16 protein-coding genes are annotated in these 13,799 nt (G+C 41.1%); 5 read left to right on the top strand and 11 right to left on the bottom strand.

The genetic code is table 11. From position 1 onward, the window contains the following. Positions 1–70: 70 nt before the first annotated feature. Positions 71–1,069, top strand: coding sequence for an NAD(P)/FAD-dependent oxidoreductase (locus C4E06_RS04870; RefSeq protein WP_107667065.1), 999 nt, complete (start codon positions 71–73; stop codon positions 1,067–1,069). Position 1,070: 1 nt separating this feature from the next. On the opposite strand, the gene C4E06_RS04865 is transcribed toward C4E06_RS04870, so the two are convergent. The 5 genes from C4E06_RS04865 to C4E06_RS04845 form a co-directional block, all read right to left on the bottom strand. After that, positions 1,071–1,352 (bottom strand): DUF3288 family protein, encoded by a 282-nt coding sequence (locus tag C4E06_RS04865; RefSeq protein WP_107667064.1) that lies wholly within the window; start codon positions 1,350–1,352, stop codon positions 1,071–1,073. 4 nt (positions 1,353–1,356) lie between these two features. Next, complete coding sequence (locus tag C4E06_RS04860) at positions 1,357–2,445, bottom strand: WD40 repeat domain-containing protein (RefSeq protein ID WP_107667063.1); 1,089 nt, start codon at positions 2,443–2,445, stop codon at positions 1,357–1,359. Between the two features lie 65 nt (positions 2,446–2,510). Further along, the gene (locus tag C4E06_RS04855; RefSeq protein WP_107667062.1) at positions 2,511–2,798 is read right to left on the bottom strand and encodes a hypothetical protein; all 288 of its coding nucleotides are present in this window, start codon (positions 2,796–2,798) and stop codon (positions 2,511–2,513) included. A gap of 229 nt (positions 2,799–3,027) precedes the next feature. Then, positions 3,028–3,204, bottom strand: a complete 177-nt coding sequence (locus C4E06_RS04850; protein WP_107667061.1) for a chlorophyll a/b-binding protein — start codon at positions 3,202–3,204, stop codon at positions 3,028–3,030. Positions 3,205–3,320: 116 nt separating this feature from the next. After that, complete coding sequence (locus tag C4E06_RS04845; protein WP_107667060.1) at positions 3,321–4,049, bottom strand: Bax inhibitor-1 family protein; 729 nt, start codon at positions 4,047–4,049, stop codon at positions 3,321–3,323. Positions 4,050–4,485: 436 nt separating this feature from the next. On the opposite strand from C4E06_RS04845, the gene C4E06_RS04840 reads away from it, so the two are divergent. After that, positions 4,486–5,268 carry an RNA polymerase sigma factor SigF gene (locus tag C4E06_RS04840; RefSeq protein WP_107667059.1) on the top strand — a complete coding sequence of 261 codons (783 nt, stop codon included), beginning with the start codon at positions 4,486–4,488 and terminating at the stop codon, positions 5,266–5,268. On the opposite strand, the gene C4E06_RS04835 is transcribed toward C4E06_RS04840, so the two are convergent. Continuing rightward, the gene (locus C4E06_RS04835) at positions 5,265–6,269 is read right to left on the bottom strand and encodes a zinc-dependent alcohol dehydrogenase family protein (protein WP_107667058.1); all 1,005 of its coding nucleotides are present in this window, start codon (positions 6,267–6,269) and stop codon (positions 5,265–5,267) included. The genes C4E06_RS04840 and C4E06_RS04835 overlap by 4 nt on opposite strands. Positions 6,270–6,406: 137 nt before the next feature. Here C4E06_RS04835 and C4E06_RS04830 point away from each other — a divergent pair, with 137 nt between their 5' ends. From C4E06_RS04830 to C4E06_RS04825, 3 genes are all read left to right on the top strand, one after another. Next, positions 6,407–7,018: a Uma2 family endonuclease gene (locus C4E06_RS04830; protein ID WP_107667057.1), complete on the top strand. Its 612-nt coding sequence runs from the start codon at positions 6,407–6,409 to the stop codon at positions 7,016–7,018. A gap of 16 nt (positions 7,019–7,034) precedes the next feature. Then, positions 7,035–7,202, top strand: coding sequence for a hypothetical protein (locus C4E06_RS27270; protein ID WP_157951110.1), 168 nt, complete (start codon positions 7,035–7,037; stop codon positions 7,200–7,202). 291 nt (positions 7,203–7,493) lie between these two features. Continuing rightward, the gene (locus C4E06_RS04825; protein ID WP_107667056.1) at positions 7,494–8,306 is read left to right on the top strand and encodes an SDR family oxidoreductase; all 813 of its coding nucleotides are present in this window, start codon (positions 7,494–7,496) and stop codon (positions 8,304–8,306) included. Positions 8,307–8,415: 109 nt separating this feature from the next. Here C4E06_RS04825 and C4E06_RS04820 read toward each other — a convergent pair whose 3' ends face one another. The 5 genes from C4E06_RS04820 to C4E06_RS04800 all read right to left on the bottom strand — a co-directional run. Further along, a complete protein-coding gene (locus C4E06_RS04820; protein ID WP_107667055.1) occupies positions 8,416–9,246 on the bottom strand; it encodes an amino acid ABC transporter substrate-binding protein in 831 nt (276 codons plus the stop codon). A 220-nt stretch (positions 9,247–9,466) separates the two neighbouring features. After that, positions 9,467–10,003 carry a hypothetical protein gene (locus C4E06_RS04815; RefSeq protein WP_107667054.1) on the bottom strand — a complete coding sequence of 179 codons (537 nt, stop codon included), beginning with the start codon at positions 10,001–10,003 and terminating at the stop codon, positions 9,467–9,469. Between the two features lie 36 nt (positions 10,004–10,039). Beyond that, positions 10,040–10,972 (bottom strand): bestrophin family protein, encoded by a 933-nt coding sequence (locus C4E06_RS04810; RefSeq protein WP_107667053.1) that lies wholly within the window; start codon positions 10,970–10,972, stop codon positions 10,040–10,042. 9 nt (positions 10,973–10,981) lie between these two features. Further along, the gene (locus C4E06_RS04805; protein WP_107667052.1) at positions 10,982–12,922 is read right to left on the bottom strand and encodes a transglycosylase domain-containing protein; all 1,941 of its coding nucleotides are present in this window, start codon (positions 12,920–12,922) and stop codon (positions 10,982–10,984) included. A gap of 298 nt (positions 12,923–13,220) precedes the next feature. Further along, positions 13,221–13,799, bottom strand: a 579-nt coding sequence (locus tag C4E06_RS04800) for a histidine phosphatase family protein (protein WP_198648320.1), incomplete at its 5' end; no start/stop codon positions are given.

Genomic DNA, 13,799 nt, shown 5'->3' with positions numbered 1-13,799 from the left:
AACCCCTGATGATCCTCAACTACGAGCGGCTATTGAGCAAGCTTTGGGTTAATGAATTTGGTTCTTACAAATGTCAATCAACGTACAATCTTGCCTCATTATTGGTGGGGGAATATCGGGTTTAATTGCTGGTAACATACTCCAAAAAAAAGGAAAGATCGTCACGATTCTAGATAAAGGACGAGGAATAGGTGGAAGACTAGCAACACGCCGTATTCATGACTCTGACCAGATAACAGGGGTTTTTGATTATGGGATGCAGTTTTTTACCGTTACGGACCCTCTGTTTCAAGAATGGGTGGATCAATGGTTACTTGAAGGGGTGATCACGGAATGGCCCAATCAATTAAGTGAGGGTCAAACCCCTTGCTATCGAGGTAAAAACAGTAATCGTAGTTTAGGGCAATATTTAGCTGAAAACTTGGAGATTCATCGGCAAACCCGAGCCGTTTCCCTCAAAAGTCATGATTCCGGTTGGACGGTGGAAACTGAAACGGGGCAATCTTTCCAGGCAGATAGTCTGATGCTGACTCCTCCTGTTCCTCAATCTCTGAGTTTACTGGAAACTTCTAATCTTGCCTTACCTTCGTTGATAAAATCTCGTCTCGAAGAGGTGACTTATTATCCTTGTCTTACCCTTTTAGCCTTGCTCGAAGGGTCAAGTTTAATTGCAGAACCCGGATGGTTAACACCAAAAGATTCTCCGGTGGCTGCTATTGCTTGTAATCAAAAAAAGGGCATTTCCCCTCAAGGCTGTGCTGTTACCATACATTCTACCCCAGAATTTAGCGAGGCCTATTGGGATAGGGATCAGGCAGTCATTGCCGAAACATTATTAAATGCGGCTTCAAATTGGTTAGGTTCAACAGTGCTTGATTATCAAGTCCATCGATGGCGGTATAGTCATCCAAAAACCGTTTATGGAGAAGAATTGTTAGTTTTAGAGAATCCTGGTTTATTAGTTTTCGCCGGAGATGCTTTTTCTGATGCGCCGGCTAACAATATTCATCTGACTCTCGAAAAAGCGGTTTTATCAGGAATTAAAGCAGCCAACTATCTGCTTCATTAAACTAAGTCCAATCCTGCACATCTTCATTAGAAGCACGTTTATAAACCTTTCCCTTTTCATGGAGTTGACGGGTTTTCTCAAATAATTCTGCTTCGCTTAATTGCCATTGTTCTAAAATTAAATCCAAATCTTGGCTTAATTGTCGGGCCCCCGGAAAATTACTATAACGGATGCGAAGCCTTGCTAATTCGGCTAAATTGTGATCATCGGGATCACCCATTAATAAGTCATTAACAATCAGGCGATCGCGTTGTTCTTGGGGATGTTTTTGATCTTGCGCCATTGATTTATCGAGAAAACCGAGGTAACGTCAACGATTCATAAAATGCCGGGGAAATTTCCCACAGATTCACGACTTTATCAAACCCACCAGAGGCTAAATATTGTCCATCGGGACTAAAAGCCACCACATTCACCCAATCTGCATGATCTTTAAAATGACGCAATAACCGACCGGTGTCCACATTCCACAATCTTACCCCATCAATACTGGCACTAGCTAACAGTTTACCGTTAGGACTGAGGGCAATGGACTGAATTTTTCCTTTATGACCGATCCAAGTATCCAATAAATCACCGGTTGCCATGTCCCAAATTTTAATGGTGCTATCATAACTAGAGGTAATCAATCTTCTTTGATCCGGGGTAATGGCTAAACCAGAAATGGTTTGCTCATGGGCCTGAAATGTTGAGACGATGGTTTTATCTCTCAAATTCCAAAATCTGACCATTCCTTTATCATCACCACTGGCCACGAGAAACCCATTGGGGTGCATGGCTAAAGCATAACCGGGAGTACCAAAATCTTCGAGTTGATAGAGAAAATGAGGGGGATCTAACGTCCAGACTCGAAGACCATCTAACGCCCCTGTAATCACCAATTGACTATCGGGGGTCACCACTAAATCTAACACATAACTATAGTGGTCAAAAAAACTAACTTTACTATCTTTGTCGGGCCAGACCCAAAAATGGAGATCCGCATCTTCTCCGCTACTCACTAAGGTTTTTCCATTAGGAGAAACCTCTAGAGTTAAAATGGCTGAACTTTGAGCCCGTAGGGTATCTACCTCTTCCCCATGTTCGATGGACCAAAATTTCAAAAACGGTTCATTGGTTCCCCCACCACTGATCACAGTTTGACCATTGGGACTAAAGGCTAAAGAACGAATCGGAGTGGTATGACCGACGAAACGATGTTTTAGACGGATACCCAGGTTAACTGATTCAATTTCTTGCGCTTCTAAGGCTTCTCTTTGTTGACGAATTAACTGACCATAGCTAGGAAGTATCCACCCCTGGCCAACAAGAACTAAACTGATTAATGTCAGTCCTATGGGTGTGACTGGTGGTTTCCGTCTGTTGTGATCCTTCATCGCACAATAGGGGTGTTTTTAATGTAATTTTTTATGCCTATTGTATCTATTAGAGAACTTTTTGCTTAACGACGGGTTTTATCATGAGTCAACAAAGGCAAAGGCATGGTTGAAGAACTCGGAGGGAGATAACGTCTGGGTTTATCCTCTGTGGCAATAGGTTGGGCTTTCTGCACTTGCCACCACCGCAGCAAAATGGAGAGAGAAACAATTAACAGGCCAAAGGAAAATAATGACCATCGTTGACCAACTCCTCCCATCACTGCATCGACAGCCCCAACCACCAGAATAAAACTAGAAATCGGTTCTTTACGGTAAAGGGTTCTGAGAACACGAGGTAATAAAATGTTCATGGTAATTATATCTATAGAATATCTATTCTAATTTCAGCTTATCTTACTTGTTGCAAAATAAACTGTAACAATTGCGCAGATTAGATTAACTTTTACGGTATCTTACTTAGGTTACGTCTCCGTATATTATCCAATATCTAGACTCAAAATAAGGGAGTATAATTTAAGCCTCCCTTATCCAGGTTTTCTCTTATGACTTTTGAAACTTGAAAACTGTCATCATCCCTAGTTACTGTAAGCCCAACCAGGACAATAAACCTTGTCCTGTTAAATATTCAATAACCAAAATTAATAAAAAGCCAATCATCGCAGCACGGCCATTTAACCGTTCCGCATAGTCGTTAAAACCAAATTTAGGTTCTTCGAGGTCAGGGGTTTGGGTGGGTTGGGTAGAAGGATCACTCATGGATTTTTTCTTGACTAATTTTATTTACATTTCTTTACTTTACTAATTTAACGCAAAGGGGAGAAATGATGAGTAACTTTTCTCCCCTATTTTCTTAACGGGTAATGTATATCCTTTTAGTCACGACCATTAATAGCAATGAGTAAGCGCAGGATAAAGATAAACAGATTGATGTAGGTCAAATACATTGAAAGAGCAGCCGGAAGATACTGTTCATCCCGATAGGTACGGGGAAGAATATAAAAATCAACCACGGCAGCCCCAACAAATAAGAGAACCCCTAAACCAGAAATGGCAATTTCTAGCCAACTAGGGGTATAAACCCCGAATAAGGCAAAAACGAACTGACCCAACACCACTACTAAGAGGGCGATGATACCTAAACCGATGGTTTTGGTTAGGGCCATGCCGTCTTCATCGGATAGATTTGAGCCGACACTACGGGCAAACACGAAGGTGATGCCACAGCCCAAAGCAGCGATCGCAATTCCTTGAATTCCTACCCCTTGGGTACCTAGAGCCACAAAGACTAGACCACTGAGGGTATACCCTGACAAGAGACTATACAAAGCTAACAGGGGTAAGGCGGTGCTATTATTGCCTTTTTCAGCGATATTGCGAGCCACAAAAAAGAGACCTAACTCTAAAACAATGGCCACGAAGAAAGTGGGGAAAAAGAGATTGGGGAAGGATTGAAGCACCCCTAACCCTCCATAGGTTCCCACTGCCGTTAAAACTAAGCCACCCCCAACAAAGGGCAACGCATTCGCGATCACGTTAGGACCCACTAGGGCTTGACCTTTGGCTTCCCTGATGGCATTACGAAAATTACTGGTATTACTCATATCATTTCTCTCTACTGATTCAACAGATAACTTGAAGAACTACTTACATTTTATAGCTGAAACCTGAAGCCATTGGCTAGTAAAGAATACCGAATACTGAGCGGAGAATCTTTTGAGCCTTCGGGGTGCTATTTCAGCAAAAGTCTCCCGAAAATTAATAGTTAGTAAAGTACACTAGGGTCAATTTGCGTATTTATTCAGAGTCATTTTGGGGTGCTGCTTAAGATTTCCGTGTAATGCCGATAGTAGGGAATTTCTCTGAGAAGGACAATAAGAAAATATAGACAAGATTTCCTAGTTGGATTGTAAACCTCAAAACAGTGCTTAACAGATATCTCATTCATGGAGACTGAGGAAATACTGTTTTGTTAGCAAGGGAATTTTACCTAATCTCCTGATTATTTTGCCATTTTAAAACGATTTTGGATGTAAAACTATGACCCACTATAATCAAGCCACTAAGAAGAAGTATATAGATAGCATGGAACTTTTAAGTGCTTATGCCCGTAATCCTTCTTTAGAATTACGCAATCGATTAGTAGAACGTAATTTAGGGTTAGTGCGTCAAGTGGCTCATCGCATTAGTCGGCAATGTTCAGAACCTTACGAAGATTTAGAACAAATTGGCTATTTAGGGCTGATTCGCGCCATTGAACGGTTTGATCCTCAGCAGGGTTGTGCCTTTAGTTCCTTTGCTATTCCCTATATTCGGGGTGAAATGCTCCATTATCTTCGGGATAAAGGGAGTGTGATGAGAATTCCTAGACGCTGGCAAGAACTTTATAACAAAGCCAAAAAAATACGCAAACAATTAACCGTTAGTTTAAAACGGCCTCCCACCGACCGAGAAATTGCTGAAGCTTTAGAGGTTCCCCTCGAAGAATGGAACGAATGTCAACTGGCTCTGCAAAACCGTCTCCTAGTCAGTTTAGATGCCACCATTAGTCATAATGTGGATTGTTCGATTAGTTTTGGAGATACCTTACCAGATCAAGACTATCAAGCCAAACAAAAATTAGAAGAAGATCGCTTACAATTACAACGGGCTTTAGGTCAACTTGAAGAGAAAACCAAAGCAGCGATCGAATGTGTCTTTTTAAACGAACTCCCTCGCAAGGAAGCAGCCAAACAAATCGGTATTAGTCCGATGACGGTGACACGCCATCTTAAAAAAGGGATTCAACAGTTAGGCTCCCTGTTAGAACCCCAAGTGGCTTAAGCTATGGTTAGGGCTATTTTTCCTGTGTTTGACCCTGTTTCTAGGGCTTTGTGGGCAGCAACCGCTTCTTCTAGGGGGAAAGTTTGGCTTAAATGTAGGGTCAATTTTCCCTCATCGATGAAGGTGGCACATTGTTCAAGAATAGACATTTGATGGATTTGTCCCTCTTTTAATCCCATCAAGGCCGGGGTTAACATTAATTCTAAACTTAAGCGTAAGTTGCGAGTGCGAGCGACTTTTAAGTTACCAATAGTTTGATCCGGTTGCAAAATGGTAACAAGATCCCCATACACTTTAACCGCGCCACAAGTATCAAAAAAGGTCTGGCCACCAACAGTATCAAAGGCAACATCTACCCCTTGACCATCAGTCCAATCTAATACAGACTGCACGAAATCGGTTTGTTTGTACAAAATGGGTTCATCGGCACCAAATTGACGGGCTAATCTCGCTTTATCTGTTGAGCCGACGGTGGTGCAAACTTTAGCCCCTTTTAATTTCGCTAATTGAACGGCCACATGGCCAACCCCTCCGGCACCTCCATGAATTAATACGGTTTGTCCTGGGGTTAATCTAGCTCGATCATAAAGGGCTTCCCAAGCGGTGATCAAGACTAACGGGGCAGCCGCTGCTTCTGGGAAGGATAAGGTTGTCGGTTTTAAGGCCACACGGTGTTCTTCGACAACTGCATACTCAGCATAGTTACCGGTTTCGGTTTTACCGAGGCCGCCCGCACAAAAATAAACCTCATCTCCTGGTTGAAACCTTGTCACCTCAGAGCCGATCGCTTCAACGATACCAGCCCCATCACAGCCTAAAACGGCGGGCATTTCGTCGGGGTAAAAGGTTCCTCGTTGCCTTAATTTTGTGTCAATGGGGTTAATCCCGGCTGCTTTGAGCTTCACTAGAATGGCGGTGGGACTATTAATACTAGGTTGGGGAATTTCTTTTAAGGTTAAAACATCAGGATCTCCTGATGCTGTCATTAGAATCGCTTTCATGAGTTAATTGGTTTACCTTTTTCCTAATTCTAGGGTACGGTCAATAAATAATTTATACTTAACCTATGATTAGTGCTTGCTAAAAAAGAGCTAGAATAGTTAATATCTCAGGGTTACAAAGCCTACTAATGAGGGAGATGATCTCAGACCAACCTATTACCAGCCAAACAGTATCCCTTGAACTACCAGGTTCTTTAGTCCTACAAGTCACTCAAGGTCAGTTTGAGTCTTTAGCACAAGCTAACCGCGATTTAAGACTAGAACGCACAGCACAAGGAGAATTAATCGTGAATCCCCCTACTGGTGGTGAATCTGGTAAGCGTAATCTCAGTATTAGCACTCAACTAGGGAACTGGTTTGAAGCCCATGAACACTTAGGGGAGGCCTTCGACTCTTCCACTGGATTCAAGTTACCCAACGGGGCCGATCGCTCTCCCGATGCTTCCTGGGTAAAAAGAGAACGCTGGGAATCCCTGACCCCTCAACAACGCAAGGGTTTTGTTCCTCTTTGCCCTGATTTTGTCATCGAATTACGTTCTGAATCTGATAGCCTTGTCAAACTGCAAGCCAAGATGAGTGAATATATTTACAACGGGGCTAAATTAGGGTGGTTAATTAATCCACAGAAGCGACAAGTAGAGATTTATCGCCCGAATAGAGAAGTAGAAATGTTGGAAAACCCCACACATTTGTCAGGAGAAGATATTCTGCCTGGGTTTACTCTTAATTTAAGTCGAATCTGGACTTAAGAGGAATGTTACTTAATTGACTACTTATTATGAACTCACGTTAAGTAAAGATTTATTGCCGTTGCTTGAAATAAATGCTAAGCTATGGTTGATGGGTTCGGCTTTAGTCAACGCTCGTAAAGGAGACGTACGATCAATGCTCTACAATTGTAAACCTTTATTATCCTTACTATCTGCCGAGTAATCACAGATTTTTTCATTAATTTTGATAAAAAACCCTTCTTAACCTAAATCATTATAATCCTTTCCTATGGGGTCGAATCGGGGAAATGATTATATCTAGGAACTTGCTGACTCTAAATTGTACAAACAATGTACTAAAAATCAGAGTAATGGTTAATTCTGTCCTTAATTGAGGAAGAAAGCGGTTTTGTGTGGCTTATTGTTCAATATTTTAATCCTGTTTGGTTGAAGGGAAAGGATGCAACCATTGATGCACCTTAACTTCGAGACAGGACATTATGGAGGTGTGTTTATGAATATAGAAGGAAAAACTGCCTTAGTCACTGGGGCTTCCCGTGGTATCGGTCGTGCGATCGCCTTAGAATTAGCTAAAAATGGGATCAAACGCCTCTTATTGGTGGCCCGTAACGAAAACAAGTTAGTGGATGTGTCCGCAGACATCCAAAACCTAGGGGTAGAGGTAATTATTTTGCCCTTGGATCTCACGGATGTTGTGGCGGTTAACACTGCGATCGCTCAAGCTTGGCGAAATCACGGGCCCATTGATCTGTTAGTTAACTGTGCAGGAGTTGCCCATCAAACCTCTTTTCTCCGTGCTAGTTTATCCCAAGTCCAAGCAGAATTATCGGTTAATCTGATGGCAACTTATCAGATGACTCGATTAATTGCCAGACGGATGGCCTATCGTAAACAAGGAACGATCGTTAATGTCTCTAGTTTAATGGGGAAAATAGCTGCCCCCACCATGGCCACTTATTCTGCCACAAAATTCGCTCTATTAGGCTTTACTCAAGCCTTACGAGGGGAACTCGCCCCTTATAATATTCGGGTAGTTGCCTTATTACCGTCTTTAACGGATACAGATATGGTAAAAGGGTTAGACTGGTTTCGCTTTATGAAACCGGTTTCTCCTAAAAAAGTTGCCCAAAGTTTAATCAAGGGACTACAAAAAAACAACCCAGAAATATTAGTCGGATGGCAAAGTTATCTAGGGGTTTGGGGACAAAGGTTAGCACCGAGATTAGTTGAACAGTTTACGACAATGGCTGCTCCTTTATCTCAAAAATCTCGTTTATCTAAATTGAGTCTTTTCCGGTTAAATTAACTAGGGAATAGGGAAATAGGCAAGGGTTCTCCCCCTCACAAAAGGGGGAGTTAGAGCGGGTGGCAATGGTTAATTAGATCATCCTTTTAACCTTGCCTATTGCATTTATTTAGTTATTATTTTCAATAATATAAGGAAACTCTCCCCTATTAATACTAAACCATTCTCTTTGTAAAGTACGATTTTCAGGGCTAAGAATGGTTAGATTGACTAACTGTTTCCATTGGGGATTTTTTTGAGGTAAAACACAGCCGTATAATTCTGTAGTAATGGGTTGAGATGGCAGTAAAACAAAGTCTTCTATATTATTACCTTGTTGTACTATTTCTCCTAACAGTAAAATACCATCACTCACCACCGCCTTAACTTCATCTTGTTGCAGTTTTTTTAAACCTTCTTCACGACTTTTTATATTTTTCCAATTGGCTGATGGATAAATTTGTGGAATAATTTCTTGAGTTGTGGTTCCTGGTAAAAAGGCGATAGGTATATTATTTAAACTTCCATTATAATTAAAGTTTGGTGCATCTTTTAATTTGACTAAAAATTGCGCGCCGGTCATAAAAAAAGGAACAGAAAAATCAACTCTTTTTAAGCGAGTTTGGGTGATAGTTGTGGCACCACACATAATATCAACATCCCCCCGTTGTACAATACGAAAACGACTATCTATGGTGGCTTCTCTCAGGTTTAATTTTATGGGTTGATTTAGTTCTTTTTCTAATCTTTTATGAATTAAATGAATGAGATCAACAGAGTATCCTGTCCATTTTCCTTTCTTATTAATATAACCAAAGGGAATGGCATCTTTTCTCACTCCTGCGTTTAATTCTCCTGTTCGTTTGATTTTTTCTAAGACAGTTTCTGCTACGGCAAAACGAGGAAATAGACAAAATAAAAGAAGAGTTATTACAATAGAAACTAAGGATTTATTTTTCATTTCATAATTATTTAATTATAGACTTAAATTCATTAGACTTTAAAAAATCGATAAAGTTCCTATGAATATTTTAAGTTTGACAATCTGGTTAATTCAAGTTTTAAAAATATATTAATAGCTTATTATGATTGATTTTCTTATTTTTACAGTTTCATTAATTTACAATTCAAATAAATTTTATAACTGATCTTTTCAAACAATAGTAGGTAACAATTAGAGTTTATTTTTGATTAGATAATAATTTATCTATATTATTTTTAATTCTTTGTTTTTGTTCTTGATCGTATCCCCACTTTGTCAAAAAAGTCCGATAACTTCCCTCATTTTTAACAATTGTTTGTTTTAAAGCTTCTAATTTTTGTTGAATTATTTCTAGATCCATTTGCTTAATTAAGTTGCTAGTTCTTTGACAAACTTGATCAGAACCTTCTGCTTTTTTTTCATCCTTATTACGACGATGAGTGATGGCCATCGCTGAAGACATGACCAGATTTTTTACTAAGAGTTCACTAACAATATCTGGGGATGTTTTTAAAGCATTAATTACCCCGTGACTAGGATTATCTGCTAAGGAAAGATTACTGGTTAAATAGACAACAAAAAAGCCCCTTGCTCCATTTTGACTACTCACTAAAGTAGAAATCATTTCTTCAATTTCATAGTCTTTTAACTGTTTGTCTACCATTGCTTCTAGTAGGGTTTCAGTTAACTGTAATGCGTTTTCAAAAGAAAGATTTTTAGGAATGTGCCAATTCATTTCAATCAGTAAGTTAAAAGCAGTAATATAGAATGACTATTGAGTGAAATTATCTTCAAAATATCTCACACAAGGAACAAGGGTAATTAAATCCTCTATGTTTCTTTCCATAGTATAACAAATCTGATCTAAGGGTAAATCATTGGCATCATAACCAAAGGGATCTTCTATTTCTATGCCAATGGCTTCGATCCCCAGTATGGTAAAACTAATTAAGGCAACAATGGGGGCAGTCATCCAACCCAATTCGTCGACAAATTGAAACGGCAAGGTTAAACAATAAAGTAGAACTAATTGTTTTAAATGAATTGTATAAGCTAAAGGAATAGGGGTTTTTAGAATTCTTTCACAAGCTCCTAACACATCTACCATGGTATCTAATAGTTTAAACATGGCAGTGAGTTGATAAGAATTAATAGATTGCTTTTCATATTGTTGTTGTAAATAATCACCAATCCAAAAAGCGATCTCTAAGGGGGGATGATTCATGGCGCATAGTTTATGGTACCATTTGGGGGGTAGAAACCTAGCTAATTCTTCATTAATTGGTTCTGATCGTAAGTGTAGCTTAGTGGCAATGGCAAAGGCAATTAACAGTCGTAACGTGGCTATTTTTTGAATGCGATCGCTGCTATCATTTTCTTTAATACTGACCCATAAAGTACGAGATAAATTGCGAACGGTATTAATTAAAGTCCCCCAAAGTTTTCGACCTTCCCAATATCTTTCGTAGGCGGTATTAGTCCGAAAAACTAACAGTAACCCTAACACAATACTAGGGACTAAACCACTTTCTAAGGGCAAAGCTAGATTAATCCCAAAATCATAAACAATGGTAATCCCCAAGGCAAAAACTGCACAGGCAAGAACACGAGGCAAAATAGACGGAATGACCGAACCTCGCCATTGCCAAATAAGACGAAACCAGGGGCGGTAATTAGGGTTTTTTTGTCGTTTTCCCCTGTTCATCTAAATAACCTATTTTTTATCTTTAACCTTGGGGCGAGGAAACTTAGAGGCAGCATGGAATTGTAAGACGGGTTCATTTTTGAGGGCTTCTGTCATAAAACTACGCCAAATGGGGGCAGCATGGCCACCTCCGGTGGTTCCCTTACCCAGAGGGCGGTTAGCGTCGTCTCCTATCCAGACGGCGGTGGATAACTGGGGAACGTAACCCACAAACCAGACGTTCCGTTCGTTATCGGTGGTTCCCGTTTTACCAGCTGCAGGACGACCAATATTCGCAGCCCGTCCCGTTCCACTATTAATTACCCCTTGTAACACTGTCGTTAAAGAGGCGGTTGACCAAGGGTCAAGCACTAATTGGGGTTTAGGGGTATTATCCACTAAAACATTACCACGACTGTCAGTAATTTGGACAATAATGGTTGGGTCAGTGTACCAACCGTTACTGGCAAAGGTCGCGTAGGCGTTGGCCATTTCTAAAGGAGTCATGTCACCGGCACCCAAGGGAAGAGAAATAACCGGTCGCATGGGGCTTTCTATGCCCAAACGACGGCACACCTCAATCACTTTGCTGACCCCAACTTTTTGCCCCAACACCACTGCCGGAACGTTACGAGACTGAATTAAAGAAGCCTGCAAAGACATCGGACCAGAAAAGCCACCCCCGTAGTTTTTGGGGCTATAAAGTCCGCTACCGTCTCGATAACTAACGGGACTGTCATTCACCACCGAACCAGGGGTATATTTTCCACTAGCAAAGGCAGTGTAATAAACGAAGGGTTTAAAGGAGGAACCAGGTTGACGACGGGACTGAATAGCGCGGTTAAGTTGACTTTTATCGTAGTCTACGCCTCCGACAATGGCTTTGATAAAATGGGTTCTCGGGTCAACGGCTACTAAGGCAACCTGTAAATCTCTTGTCCTTATTCCTCGACCCCTTAACTGCCTATAACCTTGTTTAACGGTTTCTTCTGCTTTTTGCTGCATGAAGTAATCGACGGAGGTTTGTATACGCATTCCTCCTTTAGTAATGACGTCTTTACTAAAGGTGTCTTGCAACTCCTTCATCACGGTATCGGTGACGTAGGGAAGTTTACTGCCTTGCCAAGCGGTAGGTTTTCCGACTCCTAGGGGGGCTTTATGGGCCGTTTGGGCTTCTTCTGGGGTAATCCAACCTAAATCGGCCATACGGTCTAGAACTATCTTCTGCCGTTGTTTGGCGTTGGCGTAGTTGTTAAAGGGACTGTAGGTTTCTGGGGCTTGAATTAACCCGGCCATTAAAGCGGCTTCGGGTAGGTTTAATTCGGAGGCTGATTTATTAAAATAACTTTGGGCTGCGGTTTCTACGCCGTAATTATTATGACCCCAATAAATATTATTGAGGTACATTTCCATAATTTCGTCTTTATCAAAAACTTGTTCAACGCGAATGGCGAGAACGGCTTCTGAGAGTTTCCGGCTAAAGGTTCTATCTCGAGTGAGAAAAATATTTTTCACTAACTGCATAGTGAGAGTCGATGCCCCTTCGACTACGCCCCCACTTTTCCAGTTAACCCAAAAGGCCCGCCCGATACTGGTGGGGTTGATGCCGTGGTGTAAATAAAAATGGCTGTCTTCGATGGCTAATACAGCCCGTTTTAATTCAGGGGAAATTTTTTCGAGTTGGACGGCTTCTCGGTTCGCTTCTCCGTGGAGTCGAGATAAGAGCCGTCCTTTGATATCATAGACGTAACTGGTTTCTGATGGGGAATAGCTGTTTAGGGTTCGCACATCCGGAAGGTTACGAAAACTAATGGCTAAACCGACTAGGCCCCCGGCCACGATAGAACTGGCTAACAGGGTTGTACCCAGAACAGTCCCCCCGGCTACGCGAAGAACCCCTTGGGCGAAAGAAGGTTCAGCATTAGGGGACTTCTTAGAGTTTTGTTTCTGTCGAATAGTGCTAAACGACACGATATTTAATTTCCTCACTCCGAAACATCAATATAGATATGTATAAACAGGGATTTACAAGTTTACGATTTTTTAGTTGTTGATATAGTAGCTTACTAGAATTTTGCTAAGAGTCAATCCCTTGCATTTTTACATTATGGCGATTTTTCTCTTGATTGGGTAGTTGAAAGCCTGTGGGGAGTGTGGGAAGGGTGGGAAGGGTGGGAAGTGTAGGGAGATAGGAGGAAAATTCAGAATAAAGAATGAAGAAACCTAAAAATTTTAAATTCTGCATTCTAAATTCTAAATTCTCCGAGTCTTACAAGGCGCCGGCTGCGGTTTTATCGAGAACACCGCCCAAATGACTGGTTAAATTAATGGCTTGTAAGACGGGGTGTCCCTCGACTCCTTTGGGATAATCAATGACGCTAACACAGCCATTTCCCTGTTTAATATTCCAAAAATTAGCGGGATTTAACCCTAATAGTTCACATAAAATTACTTTATTGATAGCATCGTGGGCGACAACTATGCCGGTTTTGGGGTTAGGGTCCTGGCTATAATCTTTAACAATTTCTTGCCAACAAGCAACGGCCCTATCCCAAACCTGTTGTAAGGTTTCTCCTTCTGGCATTTGCACGGTTTCTGGGGCATCTTTCCACTGTTTGAGCATTCCGGGAAAGTTGGCTTCTATTTCTGCTTCTAGTCTCCCTTCCCAGAGTCCATGACAAATTTCTGTTAAGGCAGGTCGTAAGTCTAGGGTAATATGTGAGTGATATTGTAGGATAATTTCGGCGGTTTCTTTGGGTCGTAATAGGGGACTACTGACACCAAAAGCGATGGGAACGTTTTTGAGAAAATTGGCCGCTTTTTGTGCCTGATTTTTCCCGTTTTCGTT

The organism is Cyanothece sp. BG0011 (genome assembly GCF_003013815.1).
Taxonomy (GTDB): domain Bacteria; phylum Cyanobacteriota; class Cyanobacteriia; order Cyanobacteriales; family Microcystaceae; genus Crocosphaera.
This window is presented reverse-complemented; position numbering and strand designations above follow the sequence as displayed.

Bases quoted from the DNA above. Each gene is read 5' to 3' on its own strand.
- C4E06_RS04870 (WP_107667065.1), top strand. From the start codon at position 71: ATGTCAATCAACGTACAATCTTGCCTCATTATTGGTGGGGGAATATCG.
- C4E06_RS04865 (WP_107667064.1), bottom strand. From the start codon at position 1,352: ATGGCGCAAGATCAAAAACATCCCCAAGAACAACGCGATCGCCTGATT.
- C4E06_RS04860 (WP_107667063.1), bottom strand. From the start codon at position 2,445: ATGAAGGATCACAACAGACGGAAACCACCAGTCACACCCATAGGACTG.
- C4E06_RS04855 (WP_107667062.1), bottom strand. From the start codon at position 2,798: ATGAACATTTTATTACCTCGTGTTCTCAGAACCCTTTACCGTAAAGAA.
- C4E06_RS04850 (WP_107667061.1), bottom strand. From the start codon at position 3,204: ATGAGTGATCCTTCTACCCAACCCACCCAAACCCCTGACCTCGAAGAA.
- C4E06_RS04845 (WP_107667060.1), bottom strand. From the start codon at position 4,049: ATGAGTAATACCAGTAATTTTCGTAATGCCATCAGGGAAGCCAAAGGT.
- C4E06_RS04840 (WP_107667059.1), top strand. From the start codon at position 4,486: ATGACCCACTATAATCAAGCCACTAAGAAGAAGTATATAGATAGCATG.
- C4E06_RS04835 (WP_107667058.1), bottom strand. From the start codon at position 6,269: ATGAAAGCGATTCTAATGACAGCATCAGGAGATCCTGATGTTTTAACC.
- C4E06_RS04830 (WP_107667057.1), top strand. From the start codon at position 6,407: ATGATCTCAGACCAACCTATTACCAGCCAAACAGTATCCCTTGAACTA.
- C4E06_RS04825 (WP_107667056.1), top strand. From the start codon at position 7,494: ATGAATATAGAAGGAAAAACTGCCTTAGTCACTGGGGCTTCCCGTGGT.
- C4E06_RS04820 (WP_107667055.1), bottom strand. From the start codon at position 9,246: ATGAAAAATAAATCCTTAGTTTCTATTGTAATAACTCTTCTTTTATTT.
- C4E06_RS04815 (WP_107667054.1), bottom strand. From the start codon at position 10,003: ATGAATTGGCACATTCCTAAAAATCTTTCTTTTGAAAACGCATTACAG.
- C4E06_RS04810 (WP_107667053.1), bottom strand. From the start codon at position 10,972: ATGAACAGGGGAAAACGACAAAAAAACCCTAATTACCGCCCCTGGTTT.